This window comes from Nocardioidaceae bacterium (genome assembly GCA_018672315.1).
In the GTDB taxonomy this organism is placed as follows: Bacteria; Actinomycetota; Actinomycetes; order Propionibacteriales; family Nocardioidaceae; genus TYQ2.
In genome coordinates, this window is sequence record CP076053.1 from 800,263 (window position 1) to 821,701 (window position 21,439).

The 21,439-nt window shown below is 72.6% G+C and carries 18 protein-coding genes; 1 reads left to right on the forward strand and 17 read right to left on the reverse strand.

Translation table 11 applies throughout. The annotated features are described in order from the left end of the window. Nucleotides 1–111 precede the first annotated feature (111 nt). The 8 genes from KLP28_03760 to KLP28_03795 all read right to left on the reverse strand — a co-directional run bounded on the left by KLP28_03760 (nt 112) and on the right by KLP28_03795 (nt 10,477). Nucleotides 112–1,407, reverse strand: coding sequence for a glutamate-5-semialdehyde dehydrogenase (locus KLP28_03760; protein ID QWC85870.1), 1,296 nt, complete (start codon nt 1,405–1,407; stop codon nt 112–114). A gap of 29 nt (nt 1,408–1,436) precedes the next feature. Then, nucleotides 1,437–1,781 carry a hypothetical protein gene (locus KLP28_03765; protein QWC85871.1) on the reverse strand — a complete coding sequence of 115 codons (345 nt, stop codon included), beginning with the start codon at nt 1,779–1,781 and terminating at the stop codon, nt 1,437–1,439. Nucleotides 1,782–2,032: 251 nt separating this feature from the next. Beyond that, nucleotides 2,033–3,208, reverse strand: a complete 1,176-nt coding sequence (locus tag KLP28_03770; protein QWC85872.1) for a glutamate 5-kinase — start codon at nt 3,206–3,208, stop codon at nt 2,033–2,035. Then, nucleotides 3,205–4,869, reverse strand: coding sequence for a GTPase ObgE (gene obgE, locus KLP28_03775; protein QWC85873.1), 1,665 nt, complete (start codon nt 4,867–4,869; stop codon nt 3,205–3,207). Before obgE ends, KLP28_03770 begins: the two co-directional genes overlap by 4 nt. A 111-nt stretch (nt 4,870–4,980) precedes the next feature. Beyond that, the gene (rpmA, locus tag KLP28_03780) at nt 4,981–5,235 is read right to left on the reverse strand and encodes a 50S ribosomal protein L27 (GenBank protein QWC85874.1); all 255 of its coding nucleotides are present in this window, start codon (nt 5,233–5,235) and stop codon (nt 4,981–4,983) included. Nucleotides 5,236–5,304: 69 nt separating this feature from the next. Then, entirely contained in the window at nt 5,305–5,610 is a 306-nt protein-coding gene (gene rplU / locus KLP28_03785; GenBank protein QWC85875.1) for a 50S ribosomal protein L21, read from the reverse strand. 194 nt (nt 5,611–5,804) lie between these two features. Further along, entirely contained in the window at nt 5,805–9,419 is a 3,615-nt protein-coding gene (locus KLP28_03790) for an Rne/Rng family ribonuclease (GenBank protein QWC85876.1), read from the reverse strand. A gap of 350 nt (nt 9,420–9,769) precedes the next feature. Next, nucleotides 9,770–10,477 carry a TIGR03936 family radical SAM-associated protein gene (locus KLP28_03795; GenBank protein ID QWC85877.1) on the reverse strand — a complete coding sequence of 236 codons (708 nt, stop codon included), beginning with the start codon at nt 10,475–10,477 and terminating at the stop codon, nt 9,770–9,772. A 54-nt stretch (nt 10,478–10,531) separates the two neighbouring features. On the opposite strand from KLP28_03795, the gene KLP28_03800 reads away from it, so the two are divergent. Further along, complete coding sequence (locus tag KLP28_03800; GenBank protein ID QWC85878.1) at nt 10,532–11,818, forward strand: MFS transporter; 1,287 nt, start codon at nt 10,532–10,534, stop codon at nt 11,816–11,818. A 27-nt stretch (nt 11,819–11,845) separates the two neighbouring features. On the opposite strand, the gene KLP28_03805 is transcribed toward KLP28_03800, so the two are convergent. The 9 genes from KLP28_03805 to KLP28_03845 form a co-directional block, all read right to left on the reverse strand. Next, entirely contained in the window at nt 11,846–13,855 is a 2,010-nt protein-coding gene (locus KLP28_03805) for a TIGR03960 family B12-binding radical SAM protein (GenBank protein QWC85879.1), read from the reverse strand. A 126-nt stretch (nt 13,856–13,981) separates the two neighbouring features. Next, complete coding sequence (locus KLP28_03810; GenBank protein ID QWC85880.1) at nt 13,982–14,674, reverse strand: aspartate/glutamate racemase family protein; 693 nt, start codon at nt 14,672–14,674, stop codon at nt 13,982–13,984. 9 nt (nt 14,675–14,683) lie between these two features. Then, nucleotides 14,684–15,277 (reverse strand): DUF4184 family protein, encoded by a 594-nt coding sequence (locus KLP28_03815; GenBank protein ID QWC85881.1) that lies wholly within the window; start codon nt 15,275–15,277, stop codon nt 14,684–14,686. Further along, nucleotides 15,262–15,435 carry a DUF4184 family protein gene (locus tag KLP28_03820; protein ID QWC85882.1) on the reverse strand — a complete coding sequence of 58 codons (174 nt, stop codon included), beginning with the start codon at nt 15,433–15,435 and terminating at the stop codon, nt 15,262–15,264. The genes KLP28_03815 and KLP28_03820 overlap by 16 nt, the downstream gene beginning before the upstream one ends. A 16-nt stretch (nt 15,436–15,451) precedes the next feature. Beyond that, entirely contained in the window at nt 15,452–16,645 is a 1,194-nt protein-coding gene (rodA, locus tag KLP28_03825; GenBank protein QWC86784.1) for a rod shape-determining protein RodA, read from the reverse strand. Between the two features lie 35 nt (nt 16,646–16,680). After that, entirely contained in the window at nt 16,681–18,879 is a 2,199-nt protein-coding gene (gene mrdA, locus KLP28_03830) for a penicillin-binding protein 2 (protein ID QWC85883.1), read from the reverse strand. Continuing rightward, complete coding sequence (mreD, locus tag KLP28_03835; protein ID QWC85884.1) at nt 18,876–19,430, reverse strand: rod shape-determining protein MreD; 555 nt, start codon at nt 19,428–19,430, stop codon at nt 18,876–18,878. Before mreD ends, mrdA begins: the two co-directional genes overlap by 4 nt. Beyond that, nucleotides 19,427–20,398 (reverse strand): rod shape-determining protein MreC, encoded by a 972-nt coding sequence (locus tag KLP28_03840; GenBank protein ID QWC85885.1) that lies wholly within the window; start codon nt 20,396–20,398, stop codon nt 19,427–19,429. Before KLP28_03840 ends, mreD begins: the two co-directional genes overlap by 4 nt. Continuing rightward, complete coding sequence (locus KLP28_03845; GenBank protein QWC85886.1) at nt 20,395–21,417, reverse strand: rod shape-determining protein; 1,023 nt, start codon at nt 21,415–21,417, stop codon at nt 20,395–20,397. Before KLP28_03845 ends, KLP28_03840 begins: the two co-directional genes overlap by 4 nt. Between the last annotated feature and the right edge of the window lie 22 nt (nt 21,418–21,439).

Here is a 21,439-nt window from a genome sequence, read left to right on the forward strand (position 1 = left end):
GACCTCCTCCGGTCGGCTGGGGCAGCTGGTCGGTTCTCTCTCGGGCAGACGGGTCGGCCCAGTCTGGCAGGCGCGACACACCCCGTCGCGGCACCCCGGCCGGGTGTCGTCCTAGCGCACGTGGCCGTCGCCGGTGAGCACGTACTTCGTCGTCGTCATCTCCGGCAGCCCCATCGGGCCGCGGGCGTGCAGCTTCTGGGTGGAGATGCCGATCTCGGCGCCGAACCCGAACTCGCCCCCATCGGTGAAGCGCGTCGAGGCGTTGACCAGCACGGCGGCGGAGTCCACCCCTGCGACGAACCGCCGCGCCGCCGCCTGGGAGGTGGTGCAGATCGCCTCGGTGTGGGCCGAGGAGTGGCGGCGTACGTGGGCCAGCGCCGCCTCGAGGTCCGCGACGACGGCCACGGCCATGTGCATCCCGAGGTACTCGGCGTCCCAGTCCTCGGCGCTCGCGGGGACGACCTGGGCGGGGAGCCCCGGCAGGGAGGCGGTCGTCGGATCGCCGTGCACGGTGACGCCGGCGTCCTGCAGCGCTGCCACCAGCCGGGCTGCCAGCCCGCCGGCCACATGGTCGGCGTGCACCAGCAGCGTCTCGGCGGAGTTGCAGACCGAGGTGCGGTGCGTCTTGGAGTTCAGCACGACCGCGACCGCCTGGTCGGCGTCGACCTCGGCGTCGACGTAGACGTGGCAGTTGCCGACACCGGTCTCGATGACGGGCACCGTGGACTCCTCCACGACCGAGCGGATCAGACCTGCACCGCCGCGCGGGACCAGCAGGTCCACCAGGCCGCGGGCCTGCATCAGCGCGCGGGCGCTCGCGCGGTCAGCGGCGTCGAGCAGCTGCACCGCCGCGGGCGGGAGATCGGCTGCGACCAGGCCCTCGCGCAGAGCCGTGGTGATGGCGCGGTTGGAGGAGGCAGCGGTGCCCGAGCCGCGCAGCAGCACCGCGTTGCCCGACTTCAGGCAGATGCCGGCCGCGTCGGCGGTGACGTTGGGTCGCGCCTCGTAGATCATCCCGACGACTCCGAACGGGACCCGCACCTGACGCAGCTCGAGCCCGTTCGCGAGCGTCGACCCTCGGACGACCTGGCCCACCGGATCGGGCAGTCCCGCGAGGTCGCGCAGCCCCGTCGCCAGGCCCTGCACCCGGGCGGTGTCGAGCCGCAACCTGTCGACGAGATGGGCACTCGCTCCGCTCTCGGCGCGCGCGACGTCGTCGGCGTTGGCCTCGAGGATCGCCTCGAGGTGCGGGCCCTCGACGGCGTCGGCCATGGCGTGCAGCCCGGCGTCCTTGCGCTCGCGCGTGGCCGTGGCGAGGGCGTACGAGGCCTCCCGGGCCGCCAGCGCCGCGTGCCGCACCGCCTCGGTCGCTCCGCCGGGGACGTCGTCGCTGCCTGTCGGGTGCATACGGCCGAGGATAGGTGTGCCGGGCCGGGTCAGCCGAACGGGCTGATCCCCACCTCGACCTCGTGCTGCCAGCCGTCGTCGCGACGAAGGTGCTGGGAGCGCCGGGCGATCTCGAAGCCCGTCATCTCCCAGTCGGCGAGGCCGATGGCGCCACGGAACTCGCCCCACACGCGCATGGCGAGGGACGCGGCGTCCAGCGCCGTCGGAGCCTCCTCCCAGAACCTCACCTCGGCACGGTCGGCGTCGTGCCGCAGCGAGTGCATGAAGGGTCTGAGCGTGGCGAGCCTGCTCAGCGCCTCGGAGACGTCTGCCTGGGGTCGGGCGGGACCGCCGACGACGACGGTGATGTGCCAGAGGCGTTCATCACTGTCCACGAGGGTGAGACCTTCCCGGGAGACGGAGCGGGGGCGACGGTGGGCACGAGGCCGAACCGGCGTCGTCGGGAGCATGGCACGACACTAGGAGCGCAGCCGCCGCGGCGGTGTCGATCGACGCAACGTGCCGTTGGTGACGTCCGCCCGGTTCGCCCCGTGCCGTCCGGGTTCGCCCCACCGCGAATGCGTCGTTCGGGACGTTCGACCCGGGCCGGAGGACCGCGGTCTGCAATGTCCGGACCTCTGGCCGCTCAGCTGTCTGATCCGGGCGTCTGCTCGACTGCTGCCGCGTCGTCGAGGAGCACGAGGTCGTCGCGGTGCACCAGCTCGCGCTCGTACGCCGGACCCCGCATCCGGGTCAGCGCCGCGGTCGTGCGCCCGGCGACGTCGTCGACCTCGTCGGCGTCGTAGCTGACCAGACCCCGGGCGACCGCACGGCCTGCGGGGTCGACGAGGTCGACGGGGTCCCCCGCACTGAAGGTGCCCTCACGGCGGACGACCCCGACCGGCAGCAGCGAGGCGCGTCCCTGCACGACCGCGCGTACGGCTCCGGCGTCGAGGTGCAGCTGCCCCATCGGCTCGGTGGCGTGGGCCAGCCAGAGCAAGCGCGTGGGACGACGTCTCCCGGTCACCCGGAAGAGCGTGCCGGTCTCGCGGGCCCCGAGCGCCTCCGCGGCGTGCGCGGCGGCGGCCAGCACGACGGGGATCCCCGCACCGGTGGCGATGCGGGCGGCCTGCAGCTTCGTACGCATGCCGCCCGTGCCGACCCCCGCCCCGCCGACGGAGCCGACGTCGATGCCGGCGAGGTCCGAGCCGTGAGCGACCACCGGGACCAGGCGGCTGCCCGGCGCCGTCGGTGGTCCGTCGTAGAGACCGTCCACGTCGCTGAGGAGGACCAGCAGGTCGGCGTGCACCAGATGGGCCACGAGCGCGGCGAGGCGGTCGTTGTCACCGAAGCGGATCTCCCCCGTGGCGACCGTGTCGTTCTCGTTGACGACGGGGACGACGCCGAGCTCCAGGAGCCTCGCGAACGTGCGGTGCGCGTTGCGGTAGTGCCCGCGGCGTGTGACGTCGTCGGCGGTGAGGAGCACCTGCCCGGCGGTGAGTCCGTGGCGTGCCAGCTCCTCGGTCCAGCGGCGGACGAGCAGACCCTGGCCGACCGCCGCTGCAGCCTGCTGGGTGGCGAGATCGCGCGGGCGCCGCTTCAGTCCCAGCGGTGCCAGACCGGCGGCGATGGCGCCGGAGGAGACGAGCACGACCTCCGCGGCGCGCGCGCGGACGCCCGCGACCGCGTCGACGAGCGCGGCCAGCCGGGTGTCGTCGAGTCCGCCGTCGACCGAGGTCAGCGACGAGGAGCCGACCTTGACGACCACCCGGGCCGCGGTCGCGACCTCGGGGCGCTCCTGCCCGGCGTCGGAGCCGCTCACGACCTCGGCTCGAGGTCGCTCGCCCAGGTCACCTCGACCTCGTCGTCGCCCTGCTCGTCGTCGCCCTGCTCGTCGTCGCCCTGCTCGTCGTCGCCCTGCTCGGGGTCGACCCCGGGGTCGTCCTCGTCCCACGCCGACTCCCAGTCCGCGCGTCCGGCGTCGCCCCGGAGGTAGTCCGCCTCCTCGGCGGCGTCGAGCACGATTCCCTGCTCCGCGAGCCTCAGTGCGATGTCGGCACGGGCCTCGTGCGGCTCGCGTCCGGCGAACGCCTCGTCGATCGCGCGACGTCGGACGGCGGCGGGACGCTGCTCGGAGAAGCGGGAGTCCTCACCACGGCGACCGAGGTTCTGCTCACCGGCATCCATGCCGGGCTTGAAGTCGAAGACGACGGCGTTGTCGGGGTGCCCGATGAGGACGGCGTCGCCCTCGACCGCGCCGAGCTTCACCAGCCGCTCCTCGACCCCGAGGCGGTTGAGCCGGTCGGCGAGGAAGCCGACCGCCTCGTCATTGCTGAAGTCCGTCTGGCGCACCCAGCGCTCGGGCTTGTCCCCGCGTACGCGCCAGCCCTCACCGGTCTGCTTGATCGTGAAGTCCGCGCCGGATCCCGCCACCGAGGGGCGGATCACGATGCGGGTCGGCTCCGCGGCCGGCTCTGCCGCCCGGGCCGCCGCGACGATCTCGGCCATGGCGAAGGACAACGGCCGCAGGCCCTCCCCGGTGAGCGCGCTGACGCGGAGCACCGGGTGCCCGAGGGCGCGTACGTCGGCCTCCACGATGTCGGCGAGGTCGGACCCGTCGGGCAGGTCGACCTTGTTCAGGACCACGAGGCGCGGTCGGTCCTCGAGCCCGCCGTAGCGGGCGAGCTCCCGCTCGATGACCTCCAGGTCGCGCACGGGGTCGCGGTCGGACTCCAGCGAGGCGGTGTCGACCACATGGACGATCGCTGCGCAACGCTCGACGTGGCGCAGGAAGTCGTGCCCCAGTCCCTTGCCGTCGCTGGCGCCCTCGATGAGACCCGGGACGTCGGCGACGGTGAAGGTGACATCGCCGGCGACGACCACACCGAGGTTCGGCACCAGCGTGGTGAAGGGATAGTCCGCGATCTTCGGTCGGGCCCGCGACAGCGCGGCGATGAGGCTGGACTTGCCGGCGCTGGGGAACCCGACCAGCCCGATGTCGGCGACGACCTTGAGCTCGAGCACCACCTGGCGCTCCTCGCCGGGCTCCCCCAGCAGCGCGAACCCCGGCGCCTTGCGCTTGGAGGAGGCGAGGGCGGCGTTGCCCAGCCCCCCGCGGCCTCCGGCGGCGATGACCATCTCGGTGCCCTCGCCGACGAGGTCGGCCAGCACCGTGCCGCCCTCGGTGACGACGGTGCCGTCCGGCACGGGCAGCACCAGGTCCTCGCCGTGGTGCCCGTTGCGGTGACCGCCGGCTCCGTGGCCTCCGTGGCCGGCACGTCGGCGCGGCTGGTGGTGGTAGTCGACGAGCGTGGTCACCGAGGAGTCCACGCGCAGGACCACCGAGCCGCCGGGACCGCCGTTGCCGCCGTCGGGGCCCCCGAGGGGCTTGAACTTCTCGCGGTGGACCGAGGCGACGCCGTTGCCCCCGCGTCCTGCGGCGATGTCGAGGGTGACCTGGTCGACGAAGGTCGGCAGCGCCATGGGGTCTCCTGCTCTGGTGGGTGCTCGTGAACGGGACGAGGGGCGTCCCCGGGGTTCATCCCGGGGACGCCCCTCGTGGAAGCGTCAGGCTGATTCAGCGACGTCCCGCGGTCACTCGCCCGGGACGATGTTGACGACGCGGCGTCCGCGCTTGGTGCCGAACTCGACCGCGCCGGCGCTCAGGGCGAACAGCGTGTCGTCGCCACCGCGGCCGACGTTCGCGCCGGGGTGCCAGTGCGTGCCACGCTGGCGGATGATGATCTCGCCCGCGTTGACGGCCTGGCCGCCGAAGCGCTTCACACCGAGGCGCTGGGCGTTGGAGTCGCGGCCGTTCTTGGTGGACGCGGCGCCCTTCTTGTGTGCCATGAGGATGTCCCCTGTCGTGTCTTCGTGAGCTGGTGGCCAGGGAGAGGCCCGGTGCGTACGCGCCGGGTCTCAGGCCGAGATGTCGGTGACCTTGACCTGCGTGTAGTGCTGGCGGTGACCCTGACGGCGCTTGTAGCCCGTCTTGTTCTTGTAGCGCTGGATCACGATCTTGGGACCCTTGGTCGCGCCGAGCACCTCGACGGTGACGCTCGCCGCGCCGACCTTCTCGCCCGTGGTGACCGTCTCGCCGTCGACGAGCATGACCACGGGAAGAGTCACGGACCCGCCGACCTCGGTCGAGATCTTGTCGATCTCGATGACGTCACCGACGGCGACCCTCTGCTGCAGGCTTCCGCTCTTGACGATCGCGTACACCGCGGTCTCCTTCGTCGAACTTCATGGATTGCTGGGGCTCACGGCACGACCACGAGGGGCGGCCGGAGATGTCTCAGGGGCGCTCAGTGACGCCGCGTCGGTCGAGAGGCCGCGCGGCAGGCGCACCAAGCGTCGATAGTACGCGGAGCCCCGGGCCCGGCGCAAAACGGCGGCCGAGCCCGGGCTCGCGTCCCTCAGGCGTCCTGTGCCGGGTCGCCGTCGCGGTCGGCCGGCTCAGCCGGCTGCGGGGCCTCGGGATCCCCGGTCGAAGCCGTCTCGTGGGGCGCGACGGACGGCGCGGTGGTCTCGGCCTGGGCCGTGGAGGAGGCCGCACGACGCCGACTCCCGCGCCGGGTCGTCGACGTGGTCGTGGTCGGGGCGGCGCTCGTGGCGCTCGTGGCGCTCGTGGCGTCGGGGCTCGTCGCCTCCGCGGCGCCGGCGGCCACCGTCGGCTCGCCGGCGGACTCGGGCTGCTGCGCCGGCGACGGCGCAGCCGCGGCCTTGCGCGCCCCCGTACGCCGCGTGCTGCTCGAGCGGGTGCGCTTGGCGGTCGGCACCTGCTCGGGCGCGGGGTCCGACGTCTCGGCCTGAGGCGCGTCCGCGACCGGCTCGGGCTCGGTCCCCTTCTCGGTGACCGGGTCCACGGCGGGGGTCTCACCGAAGCCGTCCTCCGTCGTCGACGCCCCGTTCGGCGTCTCAGCGGGCTTGTCGTGGCGCGCCATCGCCGCGAGCATCGCCGGGTCGGGCCCCTGACGCGCGGGGGCGGGGTCCTCCCCCTTCTGCGTCGAGCCACCCGAGCCGCCCTGTGGCGAGCCACCCGAGCCGTCGCTCCCTCCGGAGCCGCGGCTCTTGGACGCGCGTCCACGGCCGCGTCGCTGGTCGTCCGCCGCGGGGGCGGGCTCGACGGGCTCGGCGGCGACGGTGTGGCCGCGACCCTTGCAGTGCGGACAGGTCTCGCTGAAGGCCTCGAGCAGGCCTGTGCCGATGCGCTTGCGGGTCATCTGGACGAGTCCGAGGGAGGTCACCTCGGCGACCTGGTGACGCGTACGGTCCCGGCCGAGGCACTCGATGAGACGGCGCAGCACCAGGTCGCGGTTGTTCTGCAGCACCATGTCGATGAAGTCCACGACGATGATGCCGCCGATGTCACGCAGTCGCAGCTGACGGACGAGCTCCTCGGCCGCCTCGAGGTTGTTCTTGGTGACCGTCTCCTCCAGGTTGCCGCCCGATCCGGTGAACTTGCCGGTGTTGACGTCCACCACGGTCATCGCCTCGGTGCGGTCGATGATCAGCGACCCGCCCGAGGGCAGCCAGACCTTGTGGTCCAGCGCCTTCGCGAGCTGCTCGTCGATGCGGTGCCGAGCGAAGACGTCGGCGTCGGCGTCCTGGTGGTGCTCGAGACGCTCGACGAGGTCGGGAGCCATGGTGGAGACGTAGTCGTGCACCGTCTCCCAGGCCTCGTCCCCGGACACGACCAGCGTGCCGAAGTCCTCGGTGAAGACGTCGCGGACGACCTTCAGCGTCAGGTCGGGCTCGCCGTGGAGCAGCTGCGGGGCGGTGCCCTTCGCCACCTTCTTCTCGATGGACTCCCACTGCGTCTTCAGACGCTCGACGTCGCGGGTCAGCTCGTCCTCGCTGGCACCCTCGGCGGCGGTACGCACGATCACCCCGGCGCTGCTGGGCACGATCTGCTTGAGCAGTGACTTCAGTCGGGCACGCTCGGTGTCGGGCAGCTTGCGCGAGATGCCCGAGGTGGTGCCGTCGGGCACGTACACCAGGAACCGGCCGGGCAGGCTGATCTGCCCGGTCAGCCGGGCGCCCTTCTGGCCGACGGGATCCTTGGAGACCTGCACCAGCACGGACTGGCCGGACTTCAGCACCTGCTCGATCTTGCGGGGCTGGCCCTCCTTCGCGCCCACGGCCTGCCAGTTGACCTCGCCGGCGTACAGGACGGCGTTGCGGCCCTTGCCGATGTCGATGAACGCGGCCTCCATGGAGGGCAGCACGTTCTGCACCTTGCCGAGGTAGACGTTGCCGATCATCGAGGTCTGCGACTTGCGCGCGACGTAGTGCTCCACGAGCACCTTGTCCTCGAGCACCGCGATCTGGGTGAGGTCCTCGCCCTGGCGTACGACCATCGTGCGGTCGACGGACTCGCGCCGTGCCAGGAACTCGGCCTCGGACACGATCGGCGCCTTGCGCCGCCCCGCCTCGCGGCCCTCACGGCGGCGCTGCTTCTTCGCCTCGAGCCGTGTCGAGCCCGACAGCGAGGTGATCTCGTCCTCGGGCGAGCGGCCCTTGCGGACGCGCGTGACGGTGTTCTCCGGGTCGTCGGAGGACCCGTCGCCCGACGAGCCCGAGTCCCCCGAGCGGCGACGGCGCCGACGACGGCGCGATCCGGAACCCGAACCGGAACGCTGCTTGTCGTCGTCCCCGTCGTCCCCGTCGCTCGTGGAGTCGTTCGTGGAGTCGTTCGCTGCGTCGGTCGGGGTGTCCGTGTCGCTCGTACCCGCGGCGGTCTCGTCCGCGCCCTTGCCACTCGTCCTGCCACCCGACTTGTTGCCCGACTTGCCACTCGACTTGTTGCCGGACTTGCTGCCGGTGTCCTCGCCCGGGGTCTCGCCGTCGGCGTCGGACCGCTCGGACGTGCGGGACGACTCGTCCCGGGCGGAGCCGTCGTCACCGGATCCGGCGGACTCGTCGTCCGTGTCGCCGCCCTCGCCGCCCTCGCCGCTCGAGCCGCTCGAGCCGCCGCGACCACGGCGCCGACGACGGCCGCCGCGGCGACGGCGACGGCGAGCCGGCTTGTCCTCGTCGGAGTCGTCGTCGGTCTCAGTCGTGTCGCCCGTGTCCGTCGAGTCCTTGGAGTCCTTGGAGTCCTTGGAGTCCTTGGAGTCCTCGGCCTGGTCCGCCCCGGTCTGCGCGACCTCGCGGGTCCCGGACCCAGCGCTCTCGTCGACCTCGTCGGCCTCCTCGACTTCGGCGGGGCCGGCTTCGCCACCAGCCGACGGAGCAGACACACCGGCCGCGGCTGCGGTCGTCGCCTGGGCCGTGTCGGGCGCCTGGAAGACGACGCCCGTGGACGAGGCTCCTCGCGACCGACGGGTGCGCGTGGTCGTACGCGTCGTCGTCACGGCCGTGGGCTGCTCGGCCGGTCGCTCCTCGGTGGCTTCCGGCGTCTCGGTGGTCTCCGGCGTCTCGGCGTCCTCCGCCACGAGGGCGGCGGCCTCCGTGGTCGCTGCCTCCTCGGCCTCGGCGGCGGCTTCGACCGGCTGCTCGGCCCCCTCGATGCCGGCGGACCCGCTGGACGGGTTGGACTCGGCGGCCGCCGAGGTGCGGCGGCGGCTGCCACCGCTGCCCCGCGTACGCGATGAGGTCGTCGTGGTACCGACCGCGGAGCTGGCGGCGGTGGTGACCGGCTCGGTGGACTCCTCGCCGTCCTCGCGGCCCCCGGCGTCGTCCCCGGCGTCGTCCCCGGCGCTCAGGACCGAGGCCGGAGCAGGTGCGGCGGACTTGCGGGCGGCACGGCGGCGGGTCGTCGTACGGGTGGTCGTGGCCGGAGCCTCGTCGGTGGCCTCGGGCGCCTCGGGGGCCGCGTCCGGCACCGAGGAGTCCGCCGGGGCGGCGGTGGCCTCGGTGGCGGGCTCCTCGACGGCCGTCTCCGGCAGCGCGGGGGGCTCCGGCGCGGCGGCCTTCGTCGTACGCCGCCGTCGGGTCGTCTTCTTGACGGCGGGGGCGGACTCGCCACTCCCGCCCGGACCGGCGGCCCCTTCGTCGTTGCCGGCTTCGTTCTGCTGGTCCTCGAGCATGTGCTCTCCTGCCCGAGGTGCCCGGCGTCCTCGGGTCCGTGTCGTGTCGCCGTGCCCGGTGGGGCCGACTCAAGCCTGTGGTGGGCCGCGCGCAGCTGGTGCTGCCGGCGGCTGCGGCGACGTCGTGGCACCTCCGCGAACGGTGCCTCACCGCGGTCAGCGGTCCACCCCTGTCACCGGTGGACCCACGTCGCGGTCAGTGCCCGCCCGTCGGACGTGTCGCGCGGGTGCGCGCCCCGTCGTCGACGCATCCCGGCCGCCGCCGGGCGGCGGTCAGGATCGGGGCCAGTATCGCACAGGTCACGCCGACGGCCGAGGACGCCGGACTCGCGACGTCGCCTCGTCGCGGCTCAGGCCTCCGAGGGGGCGAGTGGGTCGCCGATGGTTCCCTGGTCGCTCAGCGGACCCTGGCGCAGACGGTGCGGCCTCACGGTCGCCGGTTCGGGCATGCCGCACCTGACCAGCCCTTTCACCACGTCGTCGGGGCGTACGGCCGGGGTGCCGTGTCGGAGCCCCACACCGATGGTGAGCGGCTGCACGACGTCGAGGGCGAGCACGGCCTCGCGGACGTCGAACTCGCGCAACCCGCGCTTCGTCATGCGCTCGACCAGCACCTCGGGTGCGGCCAGGAGAGCCGCGACGGCCCCGTCGAGGGCCGTGGGCTCGACGCCGCCCAGGGTGACGTGCCACTCCGAGGCCTGCAGCAGATCGGCCAGCGACCCGCCGGGGCTCACGGCCGCCTCCACGATGTCCAGGCCCGGCGGCAGCGCCTCGTCGACAGCGGCACGCACCTGTTCGGGGTCGACCTCGGTGGCCAGCCCGATCTCGACGTACTCCGCCTCCGACGCAGCACCCGTCGGCGCGGCATTGGCGTAGGAGATGCGCGGATGGGGGTGGAACCCGGAGGAGTAGGCCATGGGCACCGCAGCGCGCTTCAGCGCCCGCTCGAAGGCGCGCGAGAAGTCGCGGTGGCTGGAGAAGCGGAGTCGACCGGTCTTGGTGTAGCGCAGCCGGACCTTCTGCACCGGCGGCGGCTGCTGGGGAGGCTGTTCACGCACCGTCCGGACGATACGGCCCCCCGCCGTGCGCCGGCCCACTCGACCGGGCAGGGTATGGCGGTGACCACAGATGCGACCGCGGGCCGGCGCGCCTCCCCCGGGCCGGCCGAGCGCTCCCGCGCGTACGCCGTGCTGCTCGTCGTCGCGATCGTCGCCGTCAGCCTGAACCTGCGACCCGCCGCGGTCTCCGTCGGTCCGGTGCTGACCGAGATCCGTGACGGTCTGGGCATCTCACCGCTGGTCGCGGGTGTACTCACCACGCTGCCGGTGGTGGCGTTCGCCGTGCTCGGACTGGGGGCGCCGCGCGCCGCACGCGTGCTCGGGCTGCACCGCACGATGCTGCTCAGCCTCGTCCTCACCACGCTCGGTCTGGTCGGACGCAGCCTGGTCAGCGGTCAGGTCGCCTTCCTCGTGCTGAGCCTGCTGGCGCTCTCGGGCGCGGCGGCGGCGAACATCCTGGTGCCGTCCCTGGTGAAGGTCCACTTCCCCGACCGCATCGGGACCCTCACCGCCGTCTACTCCACCGCCCTGGCGATCGGTCTCACGGCCGCGAGCGTGGCCACCGTGCCCCTCGGCGAGAACCTCGCCGGCGTCCTCGGCGACGAGTCGGCGGGCGGATGGCGTACGGCCCTGGGGTCCTGGGCGATCCTCGCCGCGGTCGCGGCGATGCCGTGGCTCGGTCTCGTACGTCGCGAGGTCGTCCCGCGCGAGGAGGGATCGGCCATCTCGGTGGCGGACGCGGCCCGCACCTCCCTCGGGCGGCGCATGGCGTTGTTCTTCGCGCTGCAGTCCTTCCAGGCCTACAGCGTGTTCGGGTGGTTCGCCGAGGTCTACCGCGACGCCGGGTTCTCCGCGGGCGAGGCCGGCCTCCTGCTCGGTGTGATCACGGGGCTGGGCATCCCGGTGAGCTTCATCGTCCCCTCGGTCGCCGCACGGCTGGACGACCAGCGCCTGCTCATCGTCGGCATCATGGCGTGCGGTCCCGTCGCCTACCTCGGGCTCACGTTCGCGCCGACGACGGTGCCGTACGCCTGGGCGGTGCTGACCGGTGTCAGCCTCGCGGCGTTCCCGCTGATCCTCGTGCTGATCGGGATGCGGGCGCGTACGTCGGAGGGCACGGCGGCCCTGTCGGGGTTCACGCAGTCGGCGGGCTACGCGATGGCCGCGCTCGGCCCCTTCGCCGTCGGCGCGATGCGCGACGCCAGCGGGGGGTGGACCCTGCCGCTGCTGGTGATGACGGTCCTGCTGGTGCCCCAGCTGATCATCGGCCTGACCGTCGCGAAGCCGGAGTTCATCGAGGACGAGCTGCCGTCAGCCGATGGTCGAGCAGCGAGCCGCTGAGCGGCTGCGAGACCGAGCGGCAGACCGTCAGACGACGGACAACGGCAGCAGCTTCTGACCCGTCGGACCGATCTGGATGTCGGTGCCCATCTCGGGGCAGACGCCGCAGTCGTAGCAGGGGGTCCAGCGGCAGTCCTCGACGTCCTCGACGGCGTCGGGGTTCTCGGCGGCATCGAGGGCCTGCTCCCAGTCGTCCCAGAGCCAGTCCTTGTCGAGGCCGGAGTCGAGGTGGTCCCAGGGCAGGACCTCCTCCAGGCTGCGCTCGCGAGTCGTGTACCAGGCGACGTCGACGCCGGTGCCGGCCAGACCGACCTCGGCCGCGGACATCCAGCGGTCGTAGGAGAAGTGCTCGCTCCAACCGTCGAAGCGACCGCCGTCGCGCCACACCTGCTCGATGACGGCGCCGACCCGGCGATCCCCGCGTGAGAGCAGTCCCTCGACGATGCCGGGCTTGCCGTCGTGGTAGCGGAAGCCGATGGCACGGCCGTACTTCTTGTCGCTGCGCACCGACTCCCGCAGGGCCGTGAGCCGCTCGTCGGTGGTCTCGTGGTCGAGCTGGGCCGCCCACTGGAACGGGGTGTGGGGCTTCGGCACGAAGCCGCCGATGGACACGGTGCAGCGGATGTCGTTGCGTCCGGAGACCTCGCGGCCGGTCTTGATGACCTTCTTGGCGAGGTCGGCGATGCCGAGCACGTCCTCGTCGCGCTCGGTGGGGAGACCGCACATGAAGTACAGCTTCACCTGCCGCCAGCCGTGGGAGTACGCCGCGGCGACCGTACGGATCAGGTCCTCCTCGGTCACCGCCTTGTTGATGACCTTGCGCATCCGCTCGCTGCCGCCCTCGGGGGCGAAGGTCAGGCCGGAGCGGCGCCCGTTGCGGGAGAACTCGTTGGCCAGCGTGATGTTGAAGGCGTCGACCCGGGTCGAGGGCAGCGACAGCGAGACGTTGGAGCCCTCGTAGCGGTCGGCCAGCCCCGTGGCGACGTCGCCGATCTCGGTGTGGTCGGCGGAGCTCAACGAGAGCAGTCCGACCTCCTCGAAGCCGGTCTTCTTGATGCCGTTGTCGACCATCCTGCCGATGGTGTCGATCGACCGCTCGCGCACCGGGCGCGTGATCATGCCCGCCTGGCAGAAACGGCATCCACGGGTGCAGCCACGGAAGATCTCGACGGAGTAGCGCTCGTGCACGGTCTCGGCCAGCGGCACCAGCGGGTTCGCCGGGTACGGCCAGGCGTCGAGGTCCATCAGCGTGTGCTTGCGGATGCGCTCGGGCACGCCCGGCACCGTGGGAGTCACCGAGGCAATCGTGCCGTCCTCGGCGTACGTCACCTCGTGGAAGGCCGGCACGTACACCGACCCGGACACCGTGAGCCGGCGCAGCAGCTCCTGGCGCGGCGTGAGTGAGCCGTCCTCGGAGCCGGGCCGACCCTGCTCCTTCCACTCGCGGACGACGTCGCTGATGTGCAGCACGACCTCCTCCCCGTCGCCCACCACGGCGGCGTCGAGGAAGTCGGCGACGGGCTCGGGGTTGAAGGCCGCGTGGCCTCCGGCGATGACGAGCGGCTCGTCGGTGCGGTCGCGAGCGTGCAGCGGGATGCCAGCGAGGTCCAGCGCGGTGAGCATGTTGGTGTAGCCCAGCTCGGTGGAGAAGCTGATGCCCAGCAGGTCGAAGTCGCCGACCGCGCGGTGGGAGTCCACGGTGAATTGCGGGACGGCGGCCTCGCGCATGCGGTCCTCGAGGTCGCGCCACACCGAGTAGGTGCGCTCGGCCAGGATCCAGTCGCGCTCGTTGAGCACCTCGTACAGGATCTGGACGCCCTGGTTGGGCAGCCCCACCTCGTACGCGTCGGGATACATCAGCGCCCACCGCACCCGCTCGGCGCCCGACGCATCGCACCACGACTTCGTGACCGCGTTGAGCTCGCCGCCGACGTACTGGATCGGCTTCTGCACGTGCGGCAGGAGAGCCTCGAGAGAAGCGAAGACGGAGTCGCCGGGTCGGTGGACCGGGGTGGGACGGTCGGGCGCGATGGTCATCCGTGAGCCTCCGGAGGATCGGGTGCGAGATCGGGGGCCTGACGCGCGTCGACCGGGCGTGGGACGCAGCGTGCGGCAGGTGCCAAGGGTACGTGCGCTCGGGCGGGCAGGCGAACCGTCGACCGGTCAGCCGTCCAGGGCCCACCGCACTGCGGCCTCGGCATGCAGCCGGGTCGTGGCGTACGTGGGCACGTCGACGTCGTCCGGACCCAGGAGCAGCTCGATCTCGGTGCAACCGAGCACGACACCCTGCGCACCTCTCGCCACGAGACGCTCGACCACAGCGACGTACGTGTCCCGCGACTGCTCTCGAACCTCGCCACGAACGAGCTCGTCGTAGATGACCCGGTGCACCTCCCCCCGGTCCACCTCGTCGGGGACGAGCACGGTGAGCCCGTGGGCAGCGAGCCGGTCACGGTAGAACGGCTGCTCCATCGTAAACGCCGTGCCGAGCAGCCCGACGGTCGACAGACCGTCGTCCGAGACGGCGCGGGCCGTGACGTCGGCCAGGTGCACGAACGGCACCTCCACCGCCGCCTCGATCGACTCGGCGACCCGGTGCATCGTGTTCGTGCAGAGCACGAGCACCTCGGCGCCGGCGGCGACGAGCGCTCGGGCGCGGCCCGCGAGGAGGTCCCCGGCCTCGTCCCATCGATCCTCGCGCTGCAGGCGTTCGACGTCCGCGAAGTCGACGGAGTCCAGCACGATCCGCGCCGAGTGGAGCCCACCGCGTCGCTCGCGCACCGCCTCGTTGATCAGGCGGTAGTAGAGCGCGCTGGACTCCCAGCTCATCCCGCCGAGCAGACCGATCGTGCGCATGCCCTGATGCTAGGTCGGCTTCTGTTCCGACCCTGCGGGCGCACGGCGTACGAACCCCTGCCACGCCAGTGAGAGCGAGAGCACGACGACGGCTGAGGCGGCCATCGTGGTGATCGCAGCCCCGTAGGCGACGGCGTGGAAGCCGTCGGTGACGTCGCTGATCGCCGAGACGACGACGGCGAGCACGACCCCACCGCCACCGGCCATCAGCGCGCGGTCGCCGAGCACGGGCACTCGCCGTGGTCGGGGGCGGCGCGGCCGTCCGCGCAGCCACACGGCGGCGGCGACAACGAGAACGAGGGAGCCGACGGCACCGGAGGCGTACTGCGCCCAGCGGTAGCCGGGCAGCGGTCCGTACGTGCCGTCGAGGAACGGGAGGAGCTCCACGCCCCACCGGCCCTCGTGGGTGAAGCTGTCCCACATGACGTGCGTCGCCGCACCCAGCGCCGCTGCCGGCAGGACCAGGGCGATCTGCAGCGCGGACAGCCCGGAGCGAGGGTCCAGTCGCTCGCGTACGCCGTCCGGCGCCATGTCGACCAGGGCGTCACGGACCACCCCGATCCACGCCGCGACCAGCACCCCCGCGATCAGGGGCGCCAGCACGAGCACACCGGTGACCGAGTGCGTCGACGCGTACGGGATCGGCCCCCGGTCAGCAGCGGCACGTCCGGCGCCATCGCGCCCGCCGCGAGCGCCGCCGTCGGCAGGCCCAGACGCCGCAGCGGCAGGATCGCCGCGGGGTGCGCGACAGTGACGGGCACCGGTCGAGGTCAGGGGTCAGCGCGTCGGCACGAGCAGGCCGACCGCCCCGGCGGAGCTGCGGCCGAGGCCTGCGCCGTACCGGTCGCCCGCCTCCGCCGACCGCAGCGCGATGTTCTGCAGGACACCGATCGCCGCGAGTGTCGCGAAGAGGGCCGACCCGCCGTGGGAGACCAGGGGCAGCGGCACACCGGTCACCGGCATGATGCCCAGGCACATGCCGATGTTCTGGAAGCCCTGGAAGGCGATCCAGCAGGCGATGCCACCGGCGGCCACCCGACCGAAGAGGTCGGTCGCCCGGGAGGCGATCACGAGCGCCCGCCACACCACGATCCCGACCAGCGCGATGATCGCGCCCGCCCCGATGAGGCCGAGCTCCTCACCGGCGACGGTGAAGATGAAGTCGGTGTGCTGCTCGGGCACGAAGCCGGCGTGGGTCTGCGACCCCTGCCCGAGCCCCTGCCCGAAGACGCCGCCGTTGCCGATCGCGATGCGGGCCTGCACCACGTTGTAGCCCGCGCCCCGCGGGTCGAGGCTGGTGTCGGTGTAGGCCAGGAACCGGTTGACCTGGTACGCCTTGAGCACCCCGAGCTGCACCGCGACCACGGCCGCTGCGATGCCGCCTCCGACGAGCATGAGCATCCAGCGTCGTGAGGCCCCGGCGACCGCGAGCGTGCCGAAGACGGTCGCGGTCAGCACGAGCACCGTGCCGAGGTCCGGCTGACCCAGGATCAGCAGTGCCGGCACGGCCGCCACACCGAGCAGCACGACGACGTCGCGCGAGCGCAGAGCCCTCGTGCGCGCGCTGCGGAGCCCGGTGCGCTCGGCCACGAGCAGGGCCATGGTCACCACCACGGCGAGCTTGGCGAACTCGGCCGGCTGCAGCGACAGGCCGCCGATGAGCAGCCAGGACCGTGAGCCGTTGATGGTCGAGCCCATGACGAGCACGAGCAGGAGTCCGACCACCGAGCCGAGGTAGACCAGCGGTGTGAGGATCTTCAGCCACCGGTAGTCGGTCGCCACCACCACGGTGCCGAGCACGAGCCCGACGGCGATGTTGACGAGGTGCCGCTGCAGGTAGGCCTCGCCGTCGTCGCCCGTGGCCGACCACACCAGCAGGGTGCCCAGCACCAGGAGGGCGGCCGTGGCCAGGAGCAGGACGACGTCGACACCGCCCACGCGCGGTCCGACGCGCGTACGCGGCTGCCGCACCGCGGTCGGCGTACGCCGGGACGTGACGGCGGTGCTCACGGCGACACCTCCGCGGCGGAGGCAGCGGTCGCGTCGTCGGCCGTCGAAGACCGGGGACGGCGAGCCTCACGCTTCACCGGCGGCAGGATCGAGCCGTCGTCGGCGAAGGACGGCAGTCGACGAGGCGGCGTCGTGCCCGGGATGAGCGCCTGGACCGGGTCCACGGTCTCCCCCTCGATGCCGTACAGGGCCTCCCAGATGCGGCGGATCGACGGGCCGGAGGTGCCCGAGCCGGTGCCGCCCTGGCTGACCATCATCAGCACGACGTAGTCCTCACTGTAGGAGGCCACCCACGAGGTCGACTGCTTGCCGTAGACCTCCGCGGAGCCCGTCTTCGAGCGGATCGTGACCTCGTCGAGCGGGAACCCGCCCAGACGCCACGACATCGTGCCGGTGCGTGAGACGCCCTGCAGCGCGGAGTCGATGTAGTCCCAGATCGCCTTGGGCGCCTCGACCTTGCCCTGCACCGTCGGCGGGATGCGGCGCACCAGCTCACCCTCGGGGTCGATGACGGCCTTGGCCACGCGGGGCTCGTACAGGGTGCCGCCGTTGGCGATCGCCGCGTACGCCCGAGCCAGCTGCAGCGGGGTCACCACGGTGTCGCCCTGGCCGATGGAGAAGTTCACGGCGTCGCCGGCGCGGTAGTGGTTGCCCTCGACGCAGAACTCCCGGGCGAACACGTGCAGGAAGTCCGAGCCGGGCTTCTTGGCGACACGGCAGTAGTAGCCCTTCATCGCCTCGTAGTACTCCTGCTTCCACTGGCGGTCGGCGATGCGGCCCGCGGCCTCCCCGGGGAGGTCGATGCCGGTCTCGGAGCCGAAGCCGAAGTCCAGCGCCTCCTCGACCAGCGGGTCGCGGGCGTCGACGTCGGTCTCGTCGGAGCCGAACTTGTTCCAGTAGTCCAGGCCGATGCGGTAGAAGAACGTGTTGCACGAGACCTCGAGAGCCTTCGCGAAGCTGATGTAGCCGTACGCGCCGGACTCGTAGTTCTTGAAGTCCCGGTTGCCCACGCGCACCGCCGAGGAGCAGTCGAGCAGCGAGTCGGTCGAGTAGCCGTTGGTCAGCGCACCCACGCTCATCATCGGCTTCCACGTCGAGCCGGGCGCGAACTGGCCCTGCGTGACGCGGGAGAGCAGCGGGGTGTCGGCGGCCTCGGAGTAGAGCCGGTCGAGGTTCTTCTGGCTGATGCCGCCGACCCAGACCTCGGGGTCGTACGTCGGCTGGCTGGCCATCGCGACCATGCGCCCCGTGTCGACCTCCATGACGATGGCGGCGCCCTGGTCGGCCTCGTACGGACGGCCGGTCACGGTGTCGACGGTGGCGCGGGCGGTGCGGATCGTCTCGGCGAGCTCGCGCTCGACGGTCGCCTGCACCTTGGCGTCGATCGAGGTGACCAGGGTGTCGCCAGGCGTAGAACGGACCTCGCCCTGACCGCCGAGGACGCGTCCCAGCGAGTCCACGGCGACGCGCTGGTAGCCGGGCTGGCCTCGCAGCCACCGGTCGTACTCCCGCTCGAGGCCGGCACGACCGACCATCGAGCCGCCGTTGATCGAGGTGTCCTCGTCCTCCCGGGCCTCGTCGAGCTCCTCGGGCGTGACCGGGCTGAGGTAGCCGAGCACGTGGGCGGCGTTGATGCCGAACGGTGCGGGGTACGCGCGCTCGCTGCGGGACTCCGCCAGCACGGCGGGGAACTCCTCGCGGCGCTCGGAGACGCGGACCGCGGTGGCCTGGCCGACGTCGCGCGCGACCACGACCGGCTGGAACGGTGAGCCGTTCCAGCACAGACCGACCTCGGCGTCCGGCTCGCCGCACAGGACCGTGCGGGCGAGCACCTTCTTGTACGGCGTCCTCGTCACCCGGGCGACCCGGCGGAGCAGCTGCTCCTGCTCGGGCTCCTCCAGGCGGGCGAGCAGGGTGCGGTCGACGGTGACGTCCCAGCTGGTGCGGTTGGCCACCAGCGGCCGACCCATGTCGTCGACGATGAGACCACGGGACGGCTGCACCACGACCTCACGGACCGACTGGTCGGCGGCGGCGGCCTGGTAGGACTCCCCGTCGAGCACCTGGAGGTACCAGAGCCGCCCGAACAGGGTGATGAACAGCGCCAGCACGGTCGCCTGCACGACGACCAGCCGCAGGCGCGACCGCTCGTCCTGGCTGGCGCGCGGGACACCGAGCGTGGGTCGAGGACTCACGAGACCAGCCTCACGGACTCCTGCGGTCGCCCGGCGGTCCAGGTGCTGGGCGTCTCGGCGCGCTCGTAGGACAGCAACGCCATCACCGGAGGCAGGATGAAGGGGGCGATCAGCACGTCGAGCACGATCGCGGTCGGCAGCACCGACAGTGCTGCGGAGACCGGCACCGCCGGGTCACCCAGCAGCAGGCCAGACAGCGCGAAGAGCGAGGTGGCGGTGAACGCCGAGGCCGCGACGGTCGCGAGCGCCAGCAGCGCCGAGGAGGCGGCGTCGTGGCGTACGCGGCTCACGAGGAAGGCGACGACGACGAACGCGATCGTCCAGCGGCCCGCCACGTGGTCGGCCGGCGGGACGAGGTCGAGCAGCAGACCGGCCCCGAAGGCGAGCGAGGTGGCGTACACGGGGCTGCGGGTGAGCGCCGCCGCCACGACCACCAGCAGCGCGAGGTCGGGCACGATGCCGCGCACGGAGGCGACCGGGGCGAGGCCGAGCTGGAGGAGGACGGCGCCGGTGACCAGGAGGGCACCGACGACGGCTCGGAACGGGGTCACTGGTCGCTCCCGGTGGGGTCGTCGTCCTGCGCTGCACCGATCACGGGGCGGTCGCCGGCGGTGCCCTCGGGCACCACGACACCCACCACGTCGAGCGAGGAGAAGTCGACGAACGGCTTGATGGCGGCGTGCTGGGACAGCTGGCGCGGGGTGCTGACGACGTCGGTGACCAGGCCGATCGGGATGTCGCCCACGTACGGGGCGCCGCCGCGCGAGCCCCAGGTGACCACGACGTCGCCGCGGGCGGGACGTACGGCGTCGTCGACGAAGTCGAGCGACAGCCGCCCCTCGGCCCCCATGTCGCCGGACCCGCGCAGGTAGCCGATCTCGCGGTTGCTGCCGAGACGCGCACCGACGACCGCACCGCGGTCGACCGCGAGCACGACGACGGCGGTGGACCGGCCGGCGCTGACGACGCGCCCCACGAGCCCCTCGTCGGCGATGACCGTCTGGTCGGGGCGTACGCCGGAGCTGCGGCCCGTGTCGATCGTCACGGTCTGGTTGAAGGACTGCGCTCCACCCATGGCGACCACGCGGGCGCCGACCACGTCGTAGCCCGTGGACCCGGAGGTGGCCAACAGGGCGTCGACCTCCGCGACGCGCTTGGCGTCGACGTCGGTCGCGACCAGCGCCCCGCGCAGCTCGGCGTTCTCGGCCTGCAGCGCGCGAATCTCGTCCTGCAGCGCGGTGCGCGAGGAGAACCCGTCGGCCAGCGAGGCCAGGGGACGTACGCCGGCGGCCACGGCCTCCTGGGCGGGAGCCACCACGTCGGCCAGCACGTCACGAGCCGGGTCCAGGGGCGAGTCACCCTCGGCGCGCGCGTCGAGCGTCACGACGCCGAAGCCGGCTGCCAGCAGGGCCGCGGCGACGATCGCCGGGCGACGGGACGGCGTCTCGACGGCACCGCCCCGCTTGCGGTCGACCGCGGTGCGTCGGGGACGGCCGGGGCGACGGCCGCGCGGGCTCATCGGCGCTCCGAGACCAGGACCTGCTGCAGGGCCTCGAACTCCTCGACGCACTTGCCCACGCCGAGGGCGACCGAGCTCAGCGGGTCGTCGGCGACGTGGACCGGCATGCCGGTCTCGTGGCGCAGGCGCTCGTCGAGGCCGCGCAGCAGGGCGCCGCCGCCGGTGAGGACGATGCCGCGGTCCATGATGTCGCCGGCCAGCTCCGGCGGGGTCTGGTCGAGCGTCGCCCGGACGGCGTCGATGATGGCGTGCAGCGGCTCCTCGAGCGCACGACGGACCTCGGCGGAGGAGACGATGACCGTCTTCGGCAGGCCGGAGACGAGGTCGCGTCCGCGCACCTCGGCCTCGGGCTCCTCCCGCAGGGGGAACGCGCTGCCGAGGGTCATCTTGACCTCCTCGGCGGTGCGGTCACCGAGGAGCAGACCGTGCTCCTTCTTCATCCACGCGATCAGCGACTGGTCGAGCTTGTCACCGGCGTAGCGGACTGACATGGAGGTGACGACACCGCCGAGCGAGATCACGGCGACCTCCGTCGTGCCCCCGCCGATGTCGCAGACCATGTTGCCGGTGGCCTGGTGCACCGGCAGGTTCGCGCCGATCGCGGCCGCCATGGGCTCCTCGACGAGGAAGACCCGGCGGGCGCCGGCCTGGTAGCCGGCCTCCTTCACGGCACGGTGCTCGACGGTGGTGATCGAGGAGGGCACGCACACGACCAGGCGCGGCTTGCCGAGCGAGCGCCGGCGGTGCACCTGGTGGATGAAGTGGCGCAGCATCTGCTCGGCCGCGTCGAAGTCGGCGATGACGCCATCCTTCAACGGACGGATCGCGGTGATCGCGTCCGGCGTACGCCCGATCATGCGCTTGGCCTCGTGACCGACGGCGACGACCTCGCCGGTGTCCTCGCGCATCGCGACGACCGAGGGTTCGTCGAGCATGACGCCCTTGCCGCGCACGTAGACCAGGGTGTTGGCCGTGCCGAGATCGACGGCCATGTCACGGCCGATGAAGTTGTTCGCCATGCGAGCGACCACCTTGCGCTGA

What these genes read in the sequence shown, in the direction of transcription:
- KLP28_03810 (QWC85880.1), bottom strand. Translation starts at nt 14,674, where the DNA reads ATGCGCACGATCGGTCTGCTCGGCGGGATGAGCTGGGAGTCCAGCGCG.
- rpmA (QWC85874.1), bottom strand. Translation starts at nt 5,235, where the DNA reads ATGGCACACAAGAAGGGCGCCGCGTCCACCAAGAACGGCCGCGACTCC.
- KLP28_03840 (QWC85885.1), bottom strand. Translation starts at nt 20,398, where the DNA reads ATGAGCCCGCGCGGCCGTCGCCCCGGCCGTCCCCGACGCACCGCGGTC.
- KLP28_03790 (QWC85876.1), bottom strand. Translation starts at nt 9,419, where the DNA reads ATGCTCGAGGACCAGCAGAACGAAGCCGGCAACGACGAAGGGGCCGCC.
- obgE (QWC85873.1), bottom strand. Translation starts at nt 4,869, where the DNA reads ATGGCGCTGCCGACCTTCGTCGACCAGGTCACCCTCGACATCGCCGCA.
- KLP28_03805 (QWC85879.1), bottom strand. Translation starts at nt 13,855, where the DNA reads ATGACCATCGCGCCCGACCGTCCCACCCCGGTCCACCGACCCGGCGAC.
- KLP28_03845 (QWC85886.1), bottom strand. Translation starts at nt 21,417, where the DNA reads ATGGCGAACAACTTCATCGGCCGTGACATGGCCGTCGATCTCGGCACG.
- KLP28_03800 (QWC85878.1), top strand. Translation starts at nt 10,532, where the DNA reads ATGGCGGTGACCACAGATGCGACCGCGGGCCGGCGCGCCTCCCCCGGG.
- KLP28_03760 (QWC85870.1), bottom strand. Translation starts at nt 1,407, where the DNA reads ATGCACCCGACAGGCAGCGACGACGTCCCCGGCGGAGCGACCGAGGCG.